Annotated in this window: 15 protein-coding genes; 13 read left to right on the top strand and 2 right to left on the bottom strand. The window is 56.2% G+C overall.

What is annotated here, in order from left to right; translation table 11 throughout:
* Positions 1–40: 40 nt before the first annotated feature.
* The 3 genes from H8B13_RS16685 (at position 41) to H8B13_RS16675 (ending at position 4,522) form a co-directional block, all read left to right on the top strand.
* Positions 41–1,378, top strand: coding sequence for a TldD/PmbA family protein (locus tag H8B13_RS16685; protein ID WP_187311935.1), 1,338 nt, complete (start codon positions 41–43; stop codon positions 1,376–1,378).
* A gap of 81 nt (positions 1,379–1,459) precedes the next feature.
* Positions 1,460–3,112, top strand: a complete 1,653-nt coding sequence (locus tag H8B13_RS16680) for a TldD/PmbA family protein (RefSeq protein ID WP_187311934.1) — start codon at positions 1,460–1,462, stop codon at positions 3,110–3,112.
* 84 nt (positions 3,113–3,196) lie between these two features.
* Positions 3,197–4,522 carry a TldD/PmbA family protein gene (locus H8B13_RS16675; protein WP_187311933.1) on the top strand — a complete coding sequence of 442 codons (1,326 nt, stop codon included), beginning with the start codon at positions 3,197–3,199 and terminating at the stop codon, positions 4,520–4,522.
* A gap of 76 nt (positions 4,523–4,598) precedes the next feature.
* Here the strand turns inward: H8B13_RS16675 and H8B13_RS16670 are convergent, their stop codons facing one another.
* Positions 4,599–5,243, bottom strand: a complete 645-nt coding sequence (locus tag H8B13_RS16670; RefSeq protein WP_187311932.1) for a porin family protein — start codon at positions 5,241–5,243, stop codon at positions 4,599–4,601.
* A 244-nt stretch (positions 5,244–5,487) separates the two neighbouring features.
* Between H8B13_RS16670 and H8B13_RS16665 the strand changes: the two genes are divergently transcribed.
* The 6 genes from H8B13_RS16665 to H8B13_RS16640 all read left to right on the top strand — a co-directional run bounded on the left by H8B13_RS16665 (position 5,488) and on the right by H8B13_RS16640 (position 13,989).
* Positions 5,488–6,111, top strand: a complete 624-nt coding sequence (locus H8B13_RS16665; RefSeq protein WP_187311931.1) for a DUF4159 domain-containing protein — start codon at positions 5,488–5,490, stop codon at positions 6,109–6,111.
* Between the two features lie 117 nt (positions 6,112–6,228).
* On the top strand, positions 6,229–7,206 hold the full coding sequence (locus tag H8B13_RS16660; protein ID WP_133271331.1) for an AAA family ATPase: 978 nt from the start codon (positions 6,229–6,231) through the stop codon (positions 7,204–7,206).
* A gap of 11 nt (positions 7,207–7,217) precedes the next feature.
* Positions 7,218–8,093 (top strand): DUF58 domain-containing protein, encoded by an 876-nt coding sequence (locus H8B13_RS16655; protein WP_187311930.1) that lies wholly within the window; start codon positions 7,218–7,220, stop codon positions 8,091–8,093.
* Between the two features lie 215 nt (positions 8,094–8,308).
* Positions 8,309–9,886, top strand: coding sequence for a BatA domain-containing protein (locus H8B13_RS16650; protein WP_187311929.1), 1,578 nt, complete (start codon positions 8,309–8,311; stop codon positions 9,884–9,886).
* The gene (locus H8B13_RS16645; RefSeq protein WP_187311928.1) at positions 9,883–12,165 is read left to right on the top strand and encodes a DUF4175 family protein; all 2,283 of its coding nucleotides are present in this window, start codon (positions 9,883–9,885) and stop codon (positions 12,163–12,165) included. Before H8B13_RS16650 ends, H8B13_RS16645 begins: the two co-directional genes overlap by 4 nt.
* Before the next feature lie 12 nt (positions 12,166–12,177).
* A complete protein-coding gene (locus tag H8B13_RS16640; protein WP_187311927.1) occupies positions 12,178–13,989 on the top strand; it encodes a hypothetical protein in 1,812 nt (603 codons plus the stop codon).
* Between the two features lie 154 nt (positions 13,990–14,143).
* Here the strand turns inward: H8B13_RS16640 and H8B13_RS16635 are convergent, their stop codons facing one another.
* On the bottom strand, positions 14,144–14,374 hold the full coding sequence (locus H8B13_RS16635) for a hypothetical protein (RefSeq protein ID WP_187311926.1): 231 nt from the start codon (positions 14,372–14,374) through the stop codon (positions 14,144–14,146).
* Between the two features lie 133 nt (positions 14,375–14,507).
* Here H8B13_RS16635 and H8B13_RS16630 point away from each other — a divergent pair, with 133 nt between their 5' ends.
* The 4 genes from H8B13_RS16630 (at position 14,508) to H8B13_RS16615 (ending at position 17,337) form a co-directional block, all read left to right on the top strand.
* Positions 14,508–15,095 carry an RNA polymerase sigma factor gene (locus tag H8B13_RS16630; protein ID WP_187311925.1) on the top strand — a complete coding sequence of 196 codons (588 nt, stop codon included), beginning with the start codon at positions 14,508–14,510 and terminating at the stop codon, positions 15,093–15,095.
* Positions 15,096–15,144: 49 nt separating this feature from the next.
* Positions 15,145–16,302 carry a serine protease gene (locus H8B13_RS16625; RefSeq protein WP_187311924.1) on the top strand — a complete coding sequence of 386 codons (1,158 nt, stop codon included), beginning with the start codon at positions 15,145–15,147 and terminating at the stop codon, positions 16,300–16,302.
* 236 nt (positions 16,303–16,538) lie between these two features.
* The gene (locus H8B13_RS16620) at positions 16,539–16,880 is read left to right on the top strand and encodes a hypothetical protein (RefSeq protein ID WP_187311923.1); all 342 of its coding nucleotides are present in this window, start codon (positions 16,539–16,541) and stop codon (positions 16,878–16,880) included.
* A 244-nt stretch (positions 16,881–17,124) separates the two neighbouring features.
* Positions 17,125–17,337: a hypothetical protein gene (locus tag H8B13_RS16615; RefSeq protein WP_187311922.1), complete on the top strand. Its 213-nt coding sequence runs from the start codon at positions 17,125–17,127 to the stop codon at positions 17,335–17,337.
* Positions 17,338–17,414 lie beyond the last annotated feature (77 nt).

The raw sequence follows: 17,414 nt of genomic DNA, 5'->3' as shown, positions 1-17,414 counted from the left end.
AGGCAAATTCACACATAAATAATCAGTACAACCACATATAATGGCCATACTTTCCAAAGAAGAAGCTCAGGCAATCCTGACCAAAGTGCTGAGCTACAGCAAAGCCGATGAGTGTGAAGTCACGCTTAACGGTAGAACGGGCGGCAACGTGCGCTCCGCACGTAATGCTATTTCAACCGCCGGTGCTGTTGACAACGTATCGCTAGCCGTAGAGTCGCGCTTCGGCAAACGTGCGGGCGTCGCTACCTGCAATGAGTTTGATGAAGCCACACTGCGTCGCTGCGTACAGCGGGCCGAAGAGATTGCTCGTCTCGCTCCCGAAAGCCCTGAATATGTCCCCTACCTCGGCGCTCAGAAATACTTGGCTCCGTCGCCAGCGGCGTTTGCAGCGGCTACTGCCAACATTACCCCCGACTATCGCGCTCAGCAAACGGCCGCCAGCATGAAGCTGTGTGAGCAGAAGAAACTCAGCTCTGCCGGCTTCCTGAATGACGAGGCTGGCTTCATTGCCAAGCGCAACAGCAAGGGCCTCGAGGCCTATCAGCAAATCACCAATCTGGAGTACTCCGTAACGGTGCGCACGCCCGACGGCACCGGCTCGGGCTACGCTACGGCCGACTATAACGACGCCAGTAAGTTCGACGCTGCCCGCCTCACCCAGATTGCTGCCGATAAAGCCGCTGCCTCAGTAGGTGCTAAAGCCATTGAGCCCGGCAAATACACCGTGATTCTGGAGCCCGCTGCGCTGGTAGCTAATACCGATGCTTCCCTCCTCGCCGCTCTGATGAACGCCCTCGACGCCCGCAACGCCGACGAAGGCCGCTCTTTCCTGAGCAAAAAAGGTGGTGGAAATAAGAAGGGCGAAAAGCTATTCGATGAGCGCGTCACCATCTATTCCGACCCGCTGAACGCTGAGATTCCGACCCTCACCTTCTCCGGTGACGGCCGCCCGCAGCAGAAAATGACCTGGATTGAGAAGGGTGTCGTGAAGAACCTTTACACCTCCCGCTTCTGGGCTCAGAAATCGGGTGTGCCCGATATCCCTCGCCCCAGCGGCTGGATTATGGAAGGCGGTACGCAGTCAGTACAGGACATGATTAAGGGTACCGAAAAAGGTATTCTGGTGACGCGCTTGTGGTATATCCGCCCTGTTGATCCGCAAACGCTCCTGTACACGGGTCTGACGCGCGACGGCACCTTCTACATCGAGAACGGCAAGATCAAGCACCCCGTGAAGAACTTCCGTTTCAACGAGTCGCCCATCATTATGCTCAACAACCTGGAGGCTATCGGTAAGCCCCAGCGCGTGGGGGGCAATTTGGTGCCGCCGCTCAAGATTCGCGACTTTACCTTCACCAGTCTCTCCGACGCCGTCTAGCGTTGGTCACTACGAAACCCGTCGGCCTTGTCCGGCGGGTTTTGTACTTACATTCTACTCCTCACTCAAACTTCTACTTTCTTGAAACGACGCGATTTTGTCGGGCTGTCGGGCTTAGCGGCCGGCGCCCTGTTTTTGCCCAGCTTCCCAGGCCTGGGGGGCAATTTGGTTACGCCCGAGCAATTGCTGATACCCGCCGCCGACGTAGCGCTGAAAAAGCGTTTAGCCGATGCAGCGCTCAACGCCGCTAAGTCAGCAGGCGCTTCCTACGCCGACGTGCGCATTGGTCGTTCCCTGAACCAAGGCATTTTCACCCGTGAAAAGCAGGTGCAGAACATTCAAAGCACAGAAAGCTACGGCGCTGGCGTACGCGTACTGGCCAACGGTACTTGGGGATTTGCCGCCACTAACACCGTAAGTGAGGCCGGTCTAGCCAAAGCTGCCCAGCTAGCCGTGCAGATTGCCAAAGCCAACTCCAAAGTGCAGAAAGAGCAGGTCAAACTGGCGCCCGTCAAAGGCCACGGTGAAGTAGCTTGGAAAACGCCGATTCAGCAGAATGCATTTGAAGTACCGATTGCCCAGAAAGTGGAGTTGCTGTTAGGTGCCAATGCGAAAGCCATGGACAACGGTGCGAGCTTCGTGAACTCAGCTTTGTTTCAAGTAAATGAGCAGAAGTACTTTGCTTCCACTGACGGCTCCTATATCGACCAAGATATTCACCGTATCTGGCCAACATTCAGTGTAACGGCCATTGACCGCGCTTCGGGCAAGTTCCGCAGCCGTCAGGCGTTGAGCGCGCCAATGGGCATGGGCTACGAGTACCTCACGCCGAAAGCGGCTGATAAAGTAGCTGGCCCCGCTGGCTCTGACTTAGTAGGCTACAAAAACAGCTACGACATCCTCGAAGATGCTACGGCTGCTACCAAACAGGTAAAGCAAAAGCTGACGGCCAAATCGGTAACGCCCGGCAAATACGACCTCGTACTGGACCCTCATCACTTGGGCCTAACCATTCACGAAAGCGTAGGTCACCCGACCGAGCTGGACCGTGTATTGGGCTACGAAGCCAACTACGCCGGTACCTCGTTCGCCACCTTGGAGTGGCGCGCCAAAAAGCAGCCCTATGGCTCGAAGCTGGTAAATATTGTAGCCGATAAGCAGCAGGCAAATTCGCTCGGTGCCGTTGGTTTCGACGACGAAGGTGTGAAAACCAAGAAGTGGGACCTGATTAAAGACGGTATGCTCATCGACTACCAGAAGATTCGGGACCAAGCCGCGATGGTAGGTCAGAACGAGTCGGATGGGTGCTGCTATGCGCAGTCGTGGGCTGATGTGCAGTTCCAGCGCATGCCGAACGTGAGCTTGCAGCCTGGCAAAACCAAGTTGAGCGTGGACGATATGGTAAAAGGCGTAGACAAAGGCATTTACATTGCCGGCCACGGTTCCTTCTCGATCGACCAGCAGCGCTACAACTCGCAGTTTGGCGGTCAGGTGTTCTACGAGATTAACAAAGGCAAAATCACGGGTATGCTGGAAGACGTAGCCTACCAGACCAACACCTTGGAGTTCTGGAACAGCTGCGCCGCCATCTGCGACGAGTCCGACTACCGTTTCTCGGGCTTCTTCAACGACGGCAAAGGTCAGCCTTCGCAGAGCAGCGCCGTAAGCCACGGTAGCTCGACTACGCGCTTCAACGGCGTAAACGTCATCAACACTGCCCGTAAGATTGGATAATGGGAACTCCCGTTCTAGCTCTCCATCAGGAACAGGCTAGAGCGGAGGCCAATTGTTGCATAACTACCATATAATCAGCTAGCAATGCCCATTCTCTCTAAAGACGAAGCTCAGACTATTCTTAAGAAAGTTCTGAGCTATAGCAAGGCCGACGAGTGCACCGTAACCTTGCAAGGACGCACCCGGGGCAACATCCGCTACGCCCGCAACAACGTGAGTACCGCCGGCGCCACCGACAACGTGTCGCTGGTGGTGGAGTCAGGCTTTGGCAAACGCTCGGGCGTCGCCACATGCAACGAGTTCGACGAAGCTACGCTGCGTCGCTGCGTACAGCGGGCCGAAGAAATTGCCCGCCTCGCCCCCGAAGACCCTGACTATGTGCCGCTGCTGGGTCCGCAGCAGTACCTCACGCCAGTGTCGTTTGCTCAGACGACTGCCAGTATAACACCTGATTTCCGGGCCAAGGCTGCCGCCGATAGTATTGCTTTATGCCAAGAGCGCAAGCTTACGGCGGCAGGCTACTTAGAGGATGGCGCCAGTTTCTTAGCCATGCGCAACAGCAAAGGCCTCGAAGCTTATCAGCAGGACACGAATGTTGATTTCTCCGTCACCGTCCGCACACCTGATGGTACCGGTTCGGGCTACGCAGTAGCTGACTTTACCGATGCCAACAAGCTCGACGCCAAGGCTCTGACCAAAATTGCGGCCGATAAAGCGGCTGGTTCGGTGGGCGCCAAAGCCATTGAGCCCGGCAAGTACACCGTGATTTTGGAGCCGGCCGCGCTTGTTTCCGACGAAGGGTTGCTCAACAACCTGATGTACTCGCTCGACGCCCGCTCAGCGGATGAGGGGCGCAGCTTTTTGAGCAAAAAGGGGGGCGGAAACAAGCTCGGTCAGAAGCTATTCGACGAGCGTGTTACTATCTACTCCGATCCGCTCAATGCGGAAGCGCCGGGCAGCGTGTTCGATGGTAACGGCTTGCCCGTGAAGCGCACGGTCTGGATCGAGAAAGGCGTGATGAAGAATATGTACTATTCACGCTTCTGGGCCCAGAAGAATAACGTTGCGCCCACCGCTTTCCCCAGTGGCTTCATCATGGAAGGCGGCACCCAAACGGTGCAGGACATGATTAAGGGTACCGAAAAAGGTATTCTGGTGACGCGCCTGTGGTACATCCGCGACGTAGACCCTCAAACCTTACTCTTTACGGGTCTGACGCGCGACGGTACCTTCTACATCGAGAACGGTAAGATCAAGCACCCCGTGAAGAACTTCCGCTTCAATGAGTCGCCCATTATTATGCTGAATAATATTGAGGCAATAGGCAAGCCGCAACGTCTGGGGGGCAATTTGGTGCCGCCGCTCAAGATTCGCGACTTCACCTTCACCAGCTTATCGGACGCTGTGTAATCGGCAACTTATTAATATAAAAAGCCCCCCAGACAATCTCTGGGGGGCTTTTTTATGAAGCTGTGGAAATTTAGGGTTAGTTATTTCGACCTAGCTGGAAGCTCACATAGGCCTGAAACACGCGGTTCTTTAACTCCGGGTCGTTGACACCGCTGATGTTGCGGTAGTCGCTGATGTTGTTGAGGCTGGTGGTAAAGCGGCCACCGACGGCCAAGCCCAGCGGCAGCTTGATGCCTGCGCCAACCGCCACACCCAAGTCGCTTTTCTTAAAATCACCACTCGAATCGCGGTCAAAATCAAGGTATTCCTGTGGGCCGGAGCTGGTCATATCTACCTGTAAGCGGCCATTATCTTGAGCCGAAACCAAGTAGCTGAACTGCGGACCAGCCTCCACGAAGACGGGCCCCAGGTTCACCTTCGCTAATACGGGCAGGGTGAGGTAGTGCAGTTTGGTATCAAACTCCTCCAACGACTGGTTACGAACGAGGCTACGGGCTTGGGCGCCTTGCATCGAATAGAGCAACTCGGGCTGCAATGAAATGGGGCCGAGGATCTTCTGTTCATAAAAAATACCGGCATGATAGGAGGTTTGATACTCGGCATCGTCGCCGACGTTGCCGCTGAGTACAGCGCGGTTAATTCCGCCTTTCAAACCAAATTGGGCATGTGCGCTGAGCGCTAGAGAAAATAAGCTAAACAGCAATAGGACAGTGCGTTTCATAGTAGTTGCGGGTTGGAGTAAAAACCTAATACGCTGAAATACCAAATTGTATTGTAGGCATTGGTGTATTATTTATACATGATTTATTTGCATTAATTGGGCCAGAATAAATTCACAAGCCAAGAATAGGTTCTTCAAGTCCTGCGGATGAGTCGATAGGAGGTTGTATTTTCCGACCGGAATTTGCCCCCCAGGCAACTTTGTTGGCTCCGCGCCGTCTCTTTTCCGTCGCTTACCTGCTTCTATGCCCGCTCCCTTTACCTTCGTGCGCCTCCAATACCGTTCCGGCGACTGGGATTCTGTGGATGAGCGAATGCCCACCAACCTGCTACACTCTCTGATTCAGTACACTACGGTGCCCGTCAATCAGAAGGAAAAAGTGGTAGCCCTAGACAGCCCCGATTTATTCAGCTATCCGTTCTGCTACTTGTCAGGGCACCGCTTGGTGCAGTTTTCGGCGGCCGAAAAACAGAATTTCACCCAGTACGTGCGCAATGGTGGCTTCGTATTCGTAGACGACTGCAACCACGACATCGACGGCCTGTTTGCCCGCTCTTTTGAGGAGCAGATGCGCCAGTGCTTTGGGGCCGGGGCGCTCAAGAAAATCCCCAAAACGCACCCCATCTATAAGTCGTTTTTCACTTTCAAAGATGGCCCACCGCCCACTGCCTTCGAGCTCAATGGCTGGGGCGACGACCTCATCCACGACTATCTGAAAGCGGTGGAAATCAACGGCCGCATTGGGGTCTTGTATTCCAACAAAGACTACGGCTGCGAGTGGGACTACGACTACCGCAACAAGCGCTGGCTGGCCGAAGACAACACGAAGTTCGGCGTCAACATTTTGATGTATGCGCTGACCGCTTAACCTTGACAGAACACTGCGACCCGAAGGAGGGCGCAAGCCAAATACTGCGCCTTCCCTCTGCGAAACTCTGCGGGAAATGGCGCCAGAACGAAACCATTGCCCGAAAAAGCCCCCTGCATGACCGAACAAGAAGTACACCGCCTGCTTGCTAAACTACCGCCGCTCAAAGAAGAAATTGCCAAAGTCATTGTCGGTCAAAGCGAAGTGCTCGATGAGGTACTCGTGGCGCTGCTGGCGGGCGGCCACGCCCTGCTGGAAGGCGTGCCGGGCCTGGCCAAAACCTTGCTGGTGCGCACCTTAGCCGCCGCCACCGACATGTCGTTTCGGCGCATTCAGTTCACCCCCGATCTGATGCCTACCGATATTCTGGGCACCGAAGTACTGGAGGAAGACCACGGTACGGGCCACCGCTCCTTTAAATTTAACGAGGGGCCGATTTTCGCCAGCTTAGTATTGGCTGACGAGATAAACCGGACGCCGCCCAAAACCCAGGCTGCCCTGCTCGAAGCCATGCAGGAAGGCCATGTAACCTACGCTGGTCAGGAGCACGCCTTGCCGAAGCCCTTCTTTCTGCTGGCTACCCAAAACCCCATTGAGCAGGCCGGCACTTATCCGTTGCCCGAAGCTCAGCTCGACCGGTTTCTACTTTACGTGCGCATTGGCTACCCATCGGAACAGGAAGAATTAGCGGTACTCAGCGGCACTACCGGCACCGCCCGCGCCGAGGTGAAACCAGTGCTGGGCAGTGCCGATATTCGTCAGTTGCAGCAGCTTGTACGCCAGGTGAGCCTAAGCCCGGAGTTGCTCGATTTTGTGAATCGCTTGGTGCGCGCCACGCGGCCGGCTACTACGCAGGTGAAGTTTATTCAGGATTACGGCCGTTGGGGTGCGGGTCCGCGGGCCGGGCAGGCCCTGATTCTGTGTGCCAAAGCACGGGCTTTGCTCCAAGGCCGCTTCGCCGTGACGCTGGATGACCTGCGGACGCTGGCGCCGCCGGTGCTACGGCACCGGGTGCTGTTAAACTTTAATGCCGAAGCTGAGAATATTACGGCCGATGACGCCGTAGCCGAATTGCTGAAAGCCGTAGCCGTTTAGCCAAGAACTATATGCTGGCTCCAGAAACCCTTCACGCCCTGCGCAACTTGCCTTTGGCTGCCAAACTGGCGGCGGAGGGTTTTCTGGCTGGTCAGCACCGGAGTCGGCGGCGAGGCGTGGGCCTGGAGTTCAGCCAATACCGCCCCTACCAGCCCGGCGACGACCTTCGCCGCCTCGACTGGCGCTTGGCCGCCCGCTCCGACCGATACTACATCCGCGAGTCGGAGGTGGAGACGAGTCTGATGATTCATTTGCTGCTCGACGCGAGTGCCAGCATGAATCACCGCGACGATAACGGCCTGACCAAGCTGGATTATGCCCGGCTGGTGCTGGCAAGTATGGCGTATCTGGCCACTAATCAGGGCGACGCGGTAGCGCTCAGCATTCTAAAGCCAGAAGGGCTCCAACATTTGCCCCCCAGGGCTGAATCGCGGCAGTTGCCTCGTCTTTATCATATGCTGGAGAAGACTGAGGCAATAGGGCGTTTTCCGAGTACGGCTACGTTGGCTCCCCTTACCTCCCGGCGCCAGCGGGCTCTGACGGTTTTTGTGAGCGACTTATATGAGGAGGAAGCCGAGATGGAACGCCTGCTCACTCGCTTGCAGGCCGTAGCCGGCGAGGTATTGGTACTGCACTTGGTGGCTCAAAACGAGCTGATGTTTTCCTACCAGGGCTCCATCACGTTTGAAGACTTGGAAACCGGTCAGATTCTCCAGCTTGATGCCGATCAGCAGCGGGTCGCTTATCAGCAGAACCACCAGGAATGGCTGCGTACCACGGCGCAATCGGCCCGACGCCACGGCTTTGACTATCATCAACTTAGCACCACTGATCCGCTAGATCAGGCAATGCGCGAGTTTCTGCGCCGCCGCGAGGCACAGATGTGAGCCGTGGGGGGCTTTTTCGATCTACTTTGTGCTTTTAAATGAGTGATGTTTTATTCATTATATATCAACCCAATAGATGGTCATGCAGAGCGGAGCAAAGCATCTCGCGTGCTGACACAGGATTACTAACCTTAACTAAACACGCGAGATACTTCGCTCCGCTCTGCATGACGGTCGATTAGATAAGTCTTTCATTACTAATTCTTAAATCAATCTTGTTCACCCTACTCACTCCATCTGCGTTGCTGGCATTGCTGGGGCTGCTAATACCCTTGGCTATCCACCTTTGGAACCGGCGGCCGGGCCGCACGGTGCAAGTGGGCAGCGTAAGGTGGCTGGCGGCAGCGGCCAACCGGCGCCTGCGCAGCCTGAAGCTGGAGCAACTCCTATTGCTGCTGTTGCGGGCGGCTGTGGTTGCGATATTGGCGGTGGCATTGGCTGGGCCTGCCTGGCAACGGCCCGCACCGCCGGCCCGTGGTCAGGTACTGGTAAGCCCCGAGCTGCTGACCTCCGCTGCGCTACCAAGCGTACGCCCGCTAGTTGATTCGCTCCGGCGCCGCGGGTACGAGGTAAGTCGTTTAGAGAAAGGACTCCCGTCAATCTCACCAGAAGAGTGGACTGCGCTAGTAGCGAATCCAGCGCCCTCTGACTCTGTAGGCTATTCAACCAAACCAGATTTTTTATGGGCGCGCGCAGCCCAGGCCGCGCAGCGTTTTGCAGATCGGCCCGTGCATTTACTCACACCAGCTAAGCTAGCCGACTTGCAAGGCACCCGCCCTAATTTGCCCCCCAACCTAACCTGGCAGCTTATCCCTACTCCCGACTCAAGTGCGTGGGTGCAAGCTGCGAGCCTTAGTGATATAGATAAGCTACGCCTACTAATTGGGCGTAGCGATGAAGAAAAAACCACTTTTCAGGCGGTTACGGTGGCGCGGCCAACTACGGCTGGAACTCTGCTAGTGCCGGGTTTGCCCGCCTTGCAGTATGAAACACGCGCTAACAATCAGGCGGCTGTGCACCTCGTACCTGATCCCGTAGCTACACCTGTGCAGGCCCCCATGCGTCTGCGCGTGTATTATACCCCAGACCAAGCCGAGGATGCGCGCTATTTAGCAGCGGCATTACGAGCGGTGAGTAGCGGCCTGTTAGTGCCGCCAGTCATTACCGTTTCGGCCACCGCGCCCTCCCCTTCCGACTCGCTGACTTGGGTTTTCTGGCTGAGCAAAGCACCTATGCCAGCAGCCTGGAAACTGCGTGTGGGCAAAGGGGTAAACTGGTGGCAACAGGCAGCAGGAACGGGCACCCCCGTTGCGGCTTCATTTGGACCTGTTGGAGCAGAGACACTTATTCCAATTTTGCGCCGCGATACGGCCGCTATTTTGCCCCCCGCCACTGCTATTTGGGCAGATGGCTCAGGCCAGCCTGTACTGTCACGGCGGGCGGAAGGGCGCGGCCAGGTATACACGCTGCACACGCGCTTGAATCCAACGTGGAGTGGCCTCCCGGATAGTCCAGAATTGCCGGCTTTGCTGCTTGGGTTGCTACAGCCACCTATACCAATTCCTGCTTTAGCCCGTAATGACCAGCGGGTAGTTGCTCCGAGCCAAGTTCAAGCAGCTATTCAGCGTAGCCCCGATCTTGCCCAAAAAGCCCCCCAGAAAGCAGTTCAGCCAGCTCCTGATACGTTCACTGATTTGCGGGCTTGGGCAGTACTGTTAGCGGCTTTGCTTTTTGGATTGGAGCGCCTACTGGCCCGTCGGCGGCCCACTTCTTCTCCCGTTTCTCCTACATGACACCCACTACCCAAGCTGCTGTAGCGCCTTCTTTGGTCGCCTCGCCCGCACTCAGGGCCGAGTGGCGCCGCTATGCTTTGCGCCGAACGGGCGCGCTGCTGTTGCCCATCGTGGCGGGGGGCATTTGGCTGGCGGTAATTGCCCGCTATTGGCCGGTACCGATGTGGGCCGTAGGAGGTGCTGCGCTGCTGTTGGCTGCTTACGCCATTATCCAGCTACGGCGCTTCTGGAACCCTGACTTGGCGCCCATAGCGCGGCAGCTCGACCGGCGTTTTGCCCAACTGGAGGATAGCACTGGCCTATTGCTTCGCGAGCCGTCCGAATTGAATTTGCTTGAAAGCCTGCAGCATCAGCGGGTGAGTAGTCGCTTGCAGGAATTGCAAGCAGCGGACAAGACCTTACTGCCGTTTGATGTTCGGTCGGCGCTGGGCTGGGCTGGGCTGCTACTTGCTCTGGCGGGAGCGGCCTGGTGGCTGCGACCAACTTCGCAGGCCATAGCACCAACTGTAGCCCCCGCCGTAGCGCTGAATTTTCCCGAAGAAAAGATTAACCCTGCGGCGCAAGCCGCGCCGCGAGTTATTGATACGCGCATCAATGTGACGCCGCCGGCCTATACCCGCCGCCCTGCTACGAGCGCCGCTATGGCTTCTTTCCGCTGTCCTAGTGGGTCGCGAGTGCGGTGGACGGTGCGCGTAAACCGAGCCGCCGACGCTCCGCCTCAACTGGAGTTGGGCACGCGGCGGGTGGCTTTTCGGGCTGTGTTAGGGCAAGCTAATACCTTCGTAGCTGAGCAAGTACTGACGGCATCTGTGCTTTATCGAGTACGTTTTGCGGGCAAAGCCTCCGATGACTATGCTATTGACGTGCAGCCCGACCAAGCGCCCGTGGTTCAGATTCAGAACCCGAAGCCGTATACTCTCATCGAGTTTGGCGACAAGCCGCAAATAGCGATTCGGGTAGCCCTGCGCGACGACTACGGCCTGAGTCGGGCCCGTTTGGTAACGACGGTTGCGCAAGGGCAGGGCGAAGCAGTGAAGTTTACGGAAGTTGTGACGGACTTAAGCGGCCCACTGCGCGGACAGCCCGCGCAAGCCACCGCTACCCATCTACTTAGCTTGCCAAAGCTCGGTCTGACGTATGGGGATGAGGTATATTTCTACGTGCAAGCCTGGGACAACGCCCGTGGCAGCACCCGCTCCGACACCTACTTAGTGCAATGGGAAGACACGGCTGTAGTTGATGGCACTTCCGACTTATCGTTGGGTGTAAATGTGGTACCAGCCTACTTTAGGAGCCAGCGTCAGATCATTATTGACACCGAAAAGCTGATTGCCGAGCAGCCTCGCTTGCCTGCCACTACGGTTGCGGAGCGCGGCAATAACCTAGGCTTCGACCAGAAGATTCTGCGTATGCGCTATGGCAAGTTTTTGGGCGAAGAGTTTGAGCAAGGCATTGGTGAAACAGCCACTCGTCCGCCCGCAGCGAAAAAGGAGGAAGATAACCCCGCCACCGCCGAGCAAGAACAAAGCACCGAGCAGGAAGAGCATTCGGCCGACGATGGCCACGACCACAGCGGCGACAAATTTTCGTCCGCCACCGACGTTCCCGGTGAGGCTGCCACCGCTGCCCTTATGGAGCCTTACATGCACTTGCACGACGACAGCGAAACGGCCGACTTTCTGGAGCCAGAGGTGAAAGCCAAGCTGCGTGGCGTGCTGGCTCAAATGTGGGAAGCGGAGTTGCGGCTGCGCACCAGTCGTTTAAAGGAAGCGTTGCCATATGAGTACCGCGCCCTGCGCCTGCTCAAGCAAGTGCAGCAGCAAACGCGCGCTTACGTGAAAAAATCGGGCTTTACGCCGCCGGTATTGCCGGAGGCTACGCTCCGGCTTACGGGGGAGATGGGTAATGCCGCCGCCCCGCGTCGGGAGCAGAAAATTGCCGCCCCGCCTACGCAGCCAGCCGTGCGCACCGCGTTGCGTTGGCTGGGCGCTACCCGCCGCGGCCAAGTCGCCAAACCGGCTAACGCCTTGCTACTTGAACAAGCTGGTCAAGCCTTGGCGCAAGCCGCGCTGGAGCGTCCGGGGGCCTACCTCACCGCCTTGCGTGACCTGCGTGGCCTAGTGGCCGATGTGCGCGCCGGCCGGCCGCTGCGCCTTGAGCTTGTGCCGTCGGTGGAGCGGGCGCTTACCGGTTTGCTGCCACCACCGGCAGCAGCACCTACACGGGTGCTGACTGCCAACCCGCTGGCCCAGCGGTATTTCCAGGAACTAAGCCGGTAAGTTTTGTCTAAAATGCCCCCCACGTTTCTTTATTACGCCCTGCTTACACTGTGTGTGCTGCTGGTTGTTGGCTTGACTTGGAGCGCCCTGCGCCGGCCCAACCAACAGCGGCTTGCCTTGCGTCTATTGGCGGGCTTACTAGTCGGAGTGGGATTGTGGTTTACAGCTTTCCCGCCTACCCGCAGCGTAACAGGCTCGCAGTACGAGACCATTTTACTTACCGAAGGCTTCCAGCCAGATACACTGCAAACCCTATTGCGTCGCTTAGGACCAGCCACCCGCCTGTGGCGCACCGGTTCTGTAGTCGGAGCTGATACGGTTAGAATAGCTAACCTTCTACAGATCAGAGAGCAACAACCCAACCTGCGCCGCTTGCACGTGCTGGGCCAAGGTTTACCGGCCGCTGACTTGCCCATGCTCGGTCCGGTCCGGCTGGTTCGGTATGCGCCCCCGGCTCGCGCGGGTTTTCGGACAGCTAATTGGACGCCGCGGGTGGAGCTAGGCCAGCCGTTGCAGATAGCGGGCGCCTTCGATAATTTGCCCTCCAGCGCCAATAACATCACACCAACGTGGGTACACTTGCGAGCGGCGGGTGCACCCCGCGATTCGGTGCGCTTAACAGGCGGCCGGGGAGCTTTTCAGCTGAGCTATGTGCCGAAGGCAGCCGGATTGGCTGTGTACGAGTTGGTAGCGCGGCGTGGGGGGCAAATGTTGGCCTCCGAACCCGTACCCGTAGAGATAGTGCCCACCCGCACGTTGCGGGTGTTACTGCTGGCAAGCACCCCATCGTTTGAATTCAAATTCCTGAAAAACCAGCTTGGCACGCGACAGCACGCGGTAGCCTTGCGCGTAGGCATCAGTCGGGGCCTGACGCAAACTGAATTTCTCAACCAGTCTACCCACGATATTTTCCGGCTTACACCCGCTTTGCTAGCGCGCTACGATGCCATCATAGCCGATGTGGGTACGCTGGCCACGCTTTCCGGGGGCGAAGTTCAACAGCTCACTACCGCGCTGCGCACTGGGGGGCCGGGACTTATCGTGCTGGCCGATGCTGCTCCGCTGCCGCGCCTCACGCCTGCTCGGGCCGCCTTTAGTATTGTGCCTGTCGCTACGGCCGCATCTGCGAAGCCTCAGCCTGTACTGTGGCCGGGGGCTCCCGGCCGCACCACTGCTACAGTGCCGGCTACCTTGCGGCCATCGGCCCGCTTGCGACCCCTCATCACAACTGGGCAGGGGCAAACTGTGGTAGCATCTCAGCGCTTGGGGGCCGGAACAATGGTCGTATCGGTACTGCCCGAAACCTTCCGGTGGGCCCTGCAAAATGATTCGCTGACCTATAATGCCTATTGGAGCCGTCTGCTGACTGCCGTAGCGCGACCCGAACCGGCAACGGCCGCTTGGTGCGTAACAACAGCCTGGCCTCACCCCAATACGCCCGTAGAGGCACAGCTAACGGCGGCCAGCTTTCCTACTACCGCGCCCACCGTGCAAGGGGCTGCGGCCCAGCCTATACCCCTGGCTATACGTCAGGATACGCGTCTACCTGAGTGGAGCACCGGTCAGTTTTGGCCCGACTCAGCGGGGTGGCACCGCGTGGCGCTGGCCGAGAAGGCGGTGCATTCATTTTACGTGTTTGGGGCGCAAAATTGGCTCGGCCCCGAAACCGAGCTGCGCCAGCAGGCGGCCCAAGCTTGGCTAGCCGACGCATCTGCTTCCGCTGCGGCTTCACCTGTGCTCACTCGTCAGGCGTGGCCGGCGACTTGGTTCTTCGGCTTGTTTTTGCTGGGAGCAGGCTTTTTATGGCTGGAAGAGAAACTCTAGTCCTAGAGCTACAGCCTTCCTAACTATTATGCCTACTACTTTATAGCTAAAGCAGTTACAGAAGATTACCTACACAAAAAAACGGCCCAGCTTCCTTTCACAGGAGGCCGGGCCGTTTGGCAACTTACCAGTTTAAGCCGGTAGCTGCTTACTTTTACTCTTGAGTCGTAGTAGTGGTAGTCGAGGTCGAAGTGCCGTCAGCAGGAGCAGTCATAGCAGCAGAGTCTGCAGGAGCAGCCATCGTAGTGTCGGTAGTAGCCGGAACGGTAGTCTCAGTGCTCACTTCGGTGGTAGTAGTTTCAGTCTCAGCAGGCTTCGACTCGCAAGAAGTCAGGGCAGCAGCGAATACAAAAGCCAAGGCAGATACTTTCAGGAAGTTCTTCATTTTGGTGTTAGGTTTGAAAAGTTGTCTAAAAAACGTCCTTCATACCCATTCGACTGAAAGGTAACCCAGCAGTAGAAAATAATTTTTGGGGAGGGTTACTAAGTCATCCTCTTTGTATTAAAGACCAAAGCGAATGGGTAAGGGTCAACCTTCCTACACTGATGAAGAGTTCGTGGCTGCCATCCAGGGCGGCGACGACCGGGCATTGGCACAACTTTACCGCCTGCATCTGCCCATGATTTCGCACTTGGTGCTGCAAAATAGTGGCACCGAGGACGAGGCCAAGGACGTGTATCAGGAGGGCGTAATGGTGTTTTATGAAAAGGTGCGCGAGGGCTCTTTGGAGCTGAGCTGCCAGATCAAAACCTACCTCTACGCGGTGTGTCGGCGACTGTGGCTCAAACGGTTAGCTGAGAAAAACCGTTTTGGCGGTCGTCTCGAAGACCATGAGCCCTACCTCGAAACCGGTGCGGAAGCGGATGTCGACCAAGCGGAAGAGCGCGATCAGCGCTTCGCTACGATGGCCGAAGCCCTCAACCACTTGGGAGAGCCTTGCCGGTCGCTGCTTGAAGGTTTTTACCTGCAGGAGAAATCCATGCAGCAACTCACGGCTGAGTTTGGCTATACCAATGCCGACAACGCCAAAAATCAAAAATACAAGTGCCTGGTGCGTCTTAAAAAGCTGTTTTTCACCCATTATAAGGAAGAAGAATCTTTTTAGCGACAAGCTCGGTTCCCAGTATAGAGGAAGCTCGCTTCCGACCAGTCCTATGAAAACTGAAGCTGATTACTACGCTTTATTTGACGCTTACCAGAGCGGACAGCTGCCCCCCGAGGAACACGCTGCTCTGGAGCGCCGCTTGGCCGCCGAACCGGATTTAGCCCAGCAGCTTGCTGATTTCAACGAGCTGACTGCTACGCTCCATGGCTACGGCCGGCGCCTGACTACGCGGCGTAAGCTACGGGCCATGCAGGCTGCGCTTGATGTGGAGAAAGCCGCCACGGAAGCTATTATCGAAACTGGCTACCCCACCATGCCGGTCATGCGCATTTCGCGCACGGAGCAGCATCTGCGGGAGTTTTGGAGCAGCCACCGCGCCACTATCGCGGTAGCAGCCTCCGTGGCTATACTGGCGGTGTTTGCCACTTTGCTTGGGCTGGAGATGTGGCGTACCGCTCAGCAAAAGCCTTCGCTATACGGCTACACCGTGTTGCGGCGGGAGGTAGAGCGCATCAAGCGCAACCAGCGCGCGATGAACAAGGCCCTCACCTTGATGGATGAGCCGCGCCCCACCGAGGAAGCAAATCCGGGTAAATTCAGCGGAACGGGCTTTGCCTTGACTACCGATGGCTACTTGGTAACGAGCTACCACGTCATTCAAGGAGCCGATTCGGTCCTGATTGAGAGCCGGGACCGGCAGCGCTTCCGCGCCGAACCTGTTTTCTCGGATGTCGCCCACGACTTAGCTATTCTGCGCATCACTGATCCAAAGTTTAATGGCTTTGGCCGCTTGCCTTATTCCTTCAAGCGTGGCTTGGCCGAGCTAGGCGAGCGAGTATATACATTAGGATATCCACGTGAAGATCTGGTATTTAACGATGGTTCGCTGAGCGCCCGCTCGGGTTTTGAAGGTGATACCGGGTTTTATCAGATTTCCATTCCCGTGAATCCAGGCAATAGCGGTGGGCCGCTGCTTGATGACCGCGGCAACCTGATCGGTATCATCAGTGGTCGACAGACGGATGTACAAAGCGCCGCTTTTGCTACTAAGTCGTCATACCTGATGCGCTTAGTCGATTCGCTGGCCACGGCGAAGCCTGCTCAGCCTTATAACCTACCCCGCTTCAACCAGTTAACCGGCAACACGCGTCCGCAGCAGCTGCGTAAGCTACAGGATTTCGTTTTTGTGGTAAAGGTCTACGAATAAGCGCTGTTATTTCTTACCCCAAAAAGCCCCCCAGACAGACTCTGGGGGGCTTTTTTGTTGGTTGGCAATCTGGATGCTGGGTTATGGCTACTGTATACCTGAAGCTTTGGTTATACAGGCTTATCCAAGGTTAATTGAAAAAAGGACAGCCCGCGAATGAGTTTTTGCGTACACGCTTCCCGGTGGCTTAGCCACTATTCTGTATCGACTTTTCACTCGTTTCGCTAACCTCCGCTATGGACAACCAAACACAACTAGAAACTCAATTAGAGAAAATTCTGCCTGAAGACGTAACCCGTACGCTCGAAAGTGCCTACCACGTTATCTTTCAGGGCAACCACGACCGTATTGACGACCTGCTCCTTCATGGTGGCACGCTACTGAAAAAGACAGCTCAGCGTTTGACGACTACCCAGCTGATTCTGGGAATCGCCGCTATTGCTGCCATCGCGGTAGTCGTAGTGAACAAGGCCATCGATGCCGCTGACGACAACGATACGTCGGCTGAGCCGGTGAATGAGCAAAAAGATAAAAAGCCGAACAACGGTCCGAAGCCGCAAGCGAACCAAGCTTCGTAAGCTTTTAGCCTGCCAATAAAGCTTCTTAAGGCTTTCTAGTATTACTTAAAAAAGCCCCCAGATAGTGTCTGGGGGCTTTTTTAAGTAATACTAGGCCAAGCTTTGCAATTCAGCAAAACGGTCAGCAATAATTCGATCATATTATATATAAATAAGAAAGTATTTTTTATGATACATATAAGTTCATATGTTTAGCATACCCGATCCACCTAAACCAATCTCTTTCACCTTTTTTCCACCTCCTATGCCGCACAAATACTTTCTACTTTTTGGCACTCTGTTGTTTATGGCTTTGGGCGAGACAGTTGGCACAGTGGCTGCTGAAATAAGACCTTTGGCCGCAACAGCACCTATGGCCATCGGGCCCTATGCCAAGCGCAAGCCCATTAAAGCGCAGTACAAATACAAAAAAGCCCCGCGCCAGAAAGGCCGTCCACTTGTTCGCGCCATCTACTAAATAGCCAACAAAAAGCCCCCCAGAGTCTGTCTGGGGGGCTTTTTGTTGATACTGCGTTCAAAATTTCAGTGCTTACT

The organism is Hymenobacter sp. BT188, from assembly GCF_014333585.1.
Classification (GTDB): domain Bacteria; phylum Bacteroidota; class Bacteroidia; order Cytophagales; family Hymenobacteraceae; genus Hymenobacter.
The sequence above is the reverse complement of the archived record's forward strand: the minus strand, read 5'-3'. Positions and strand labels throughout refer to the sequence as shown.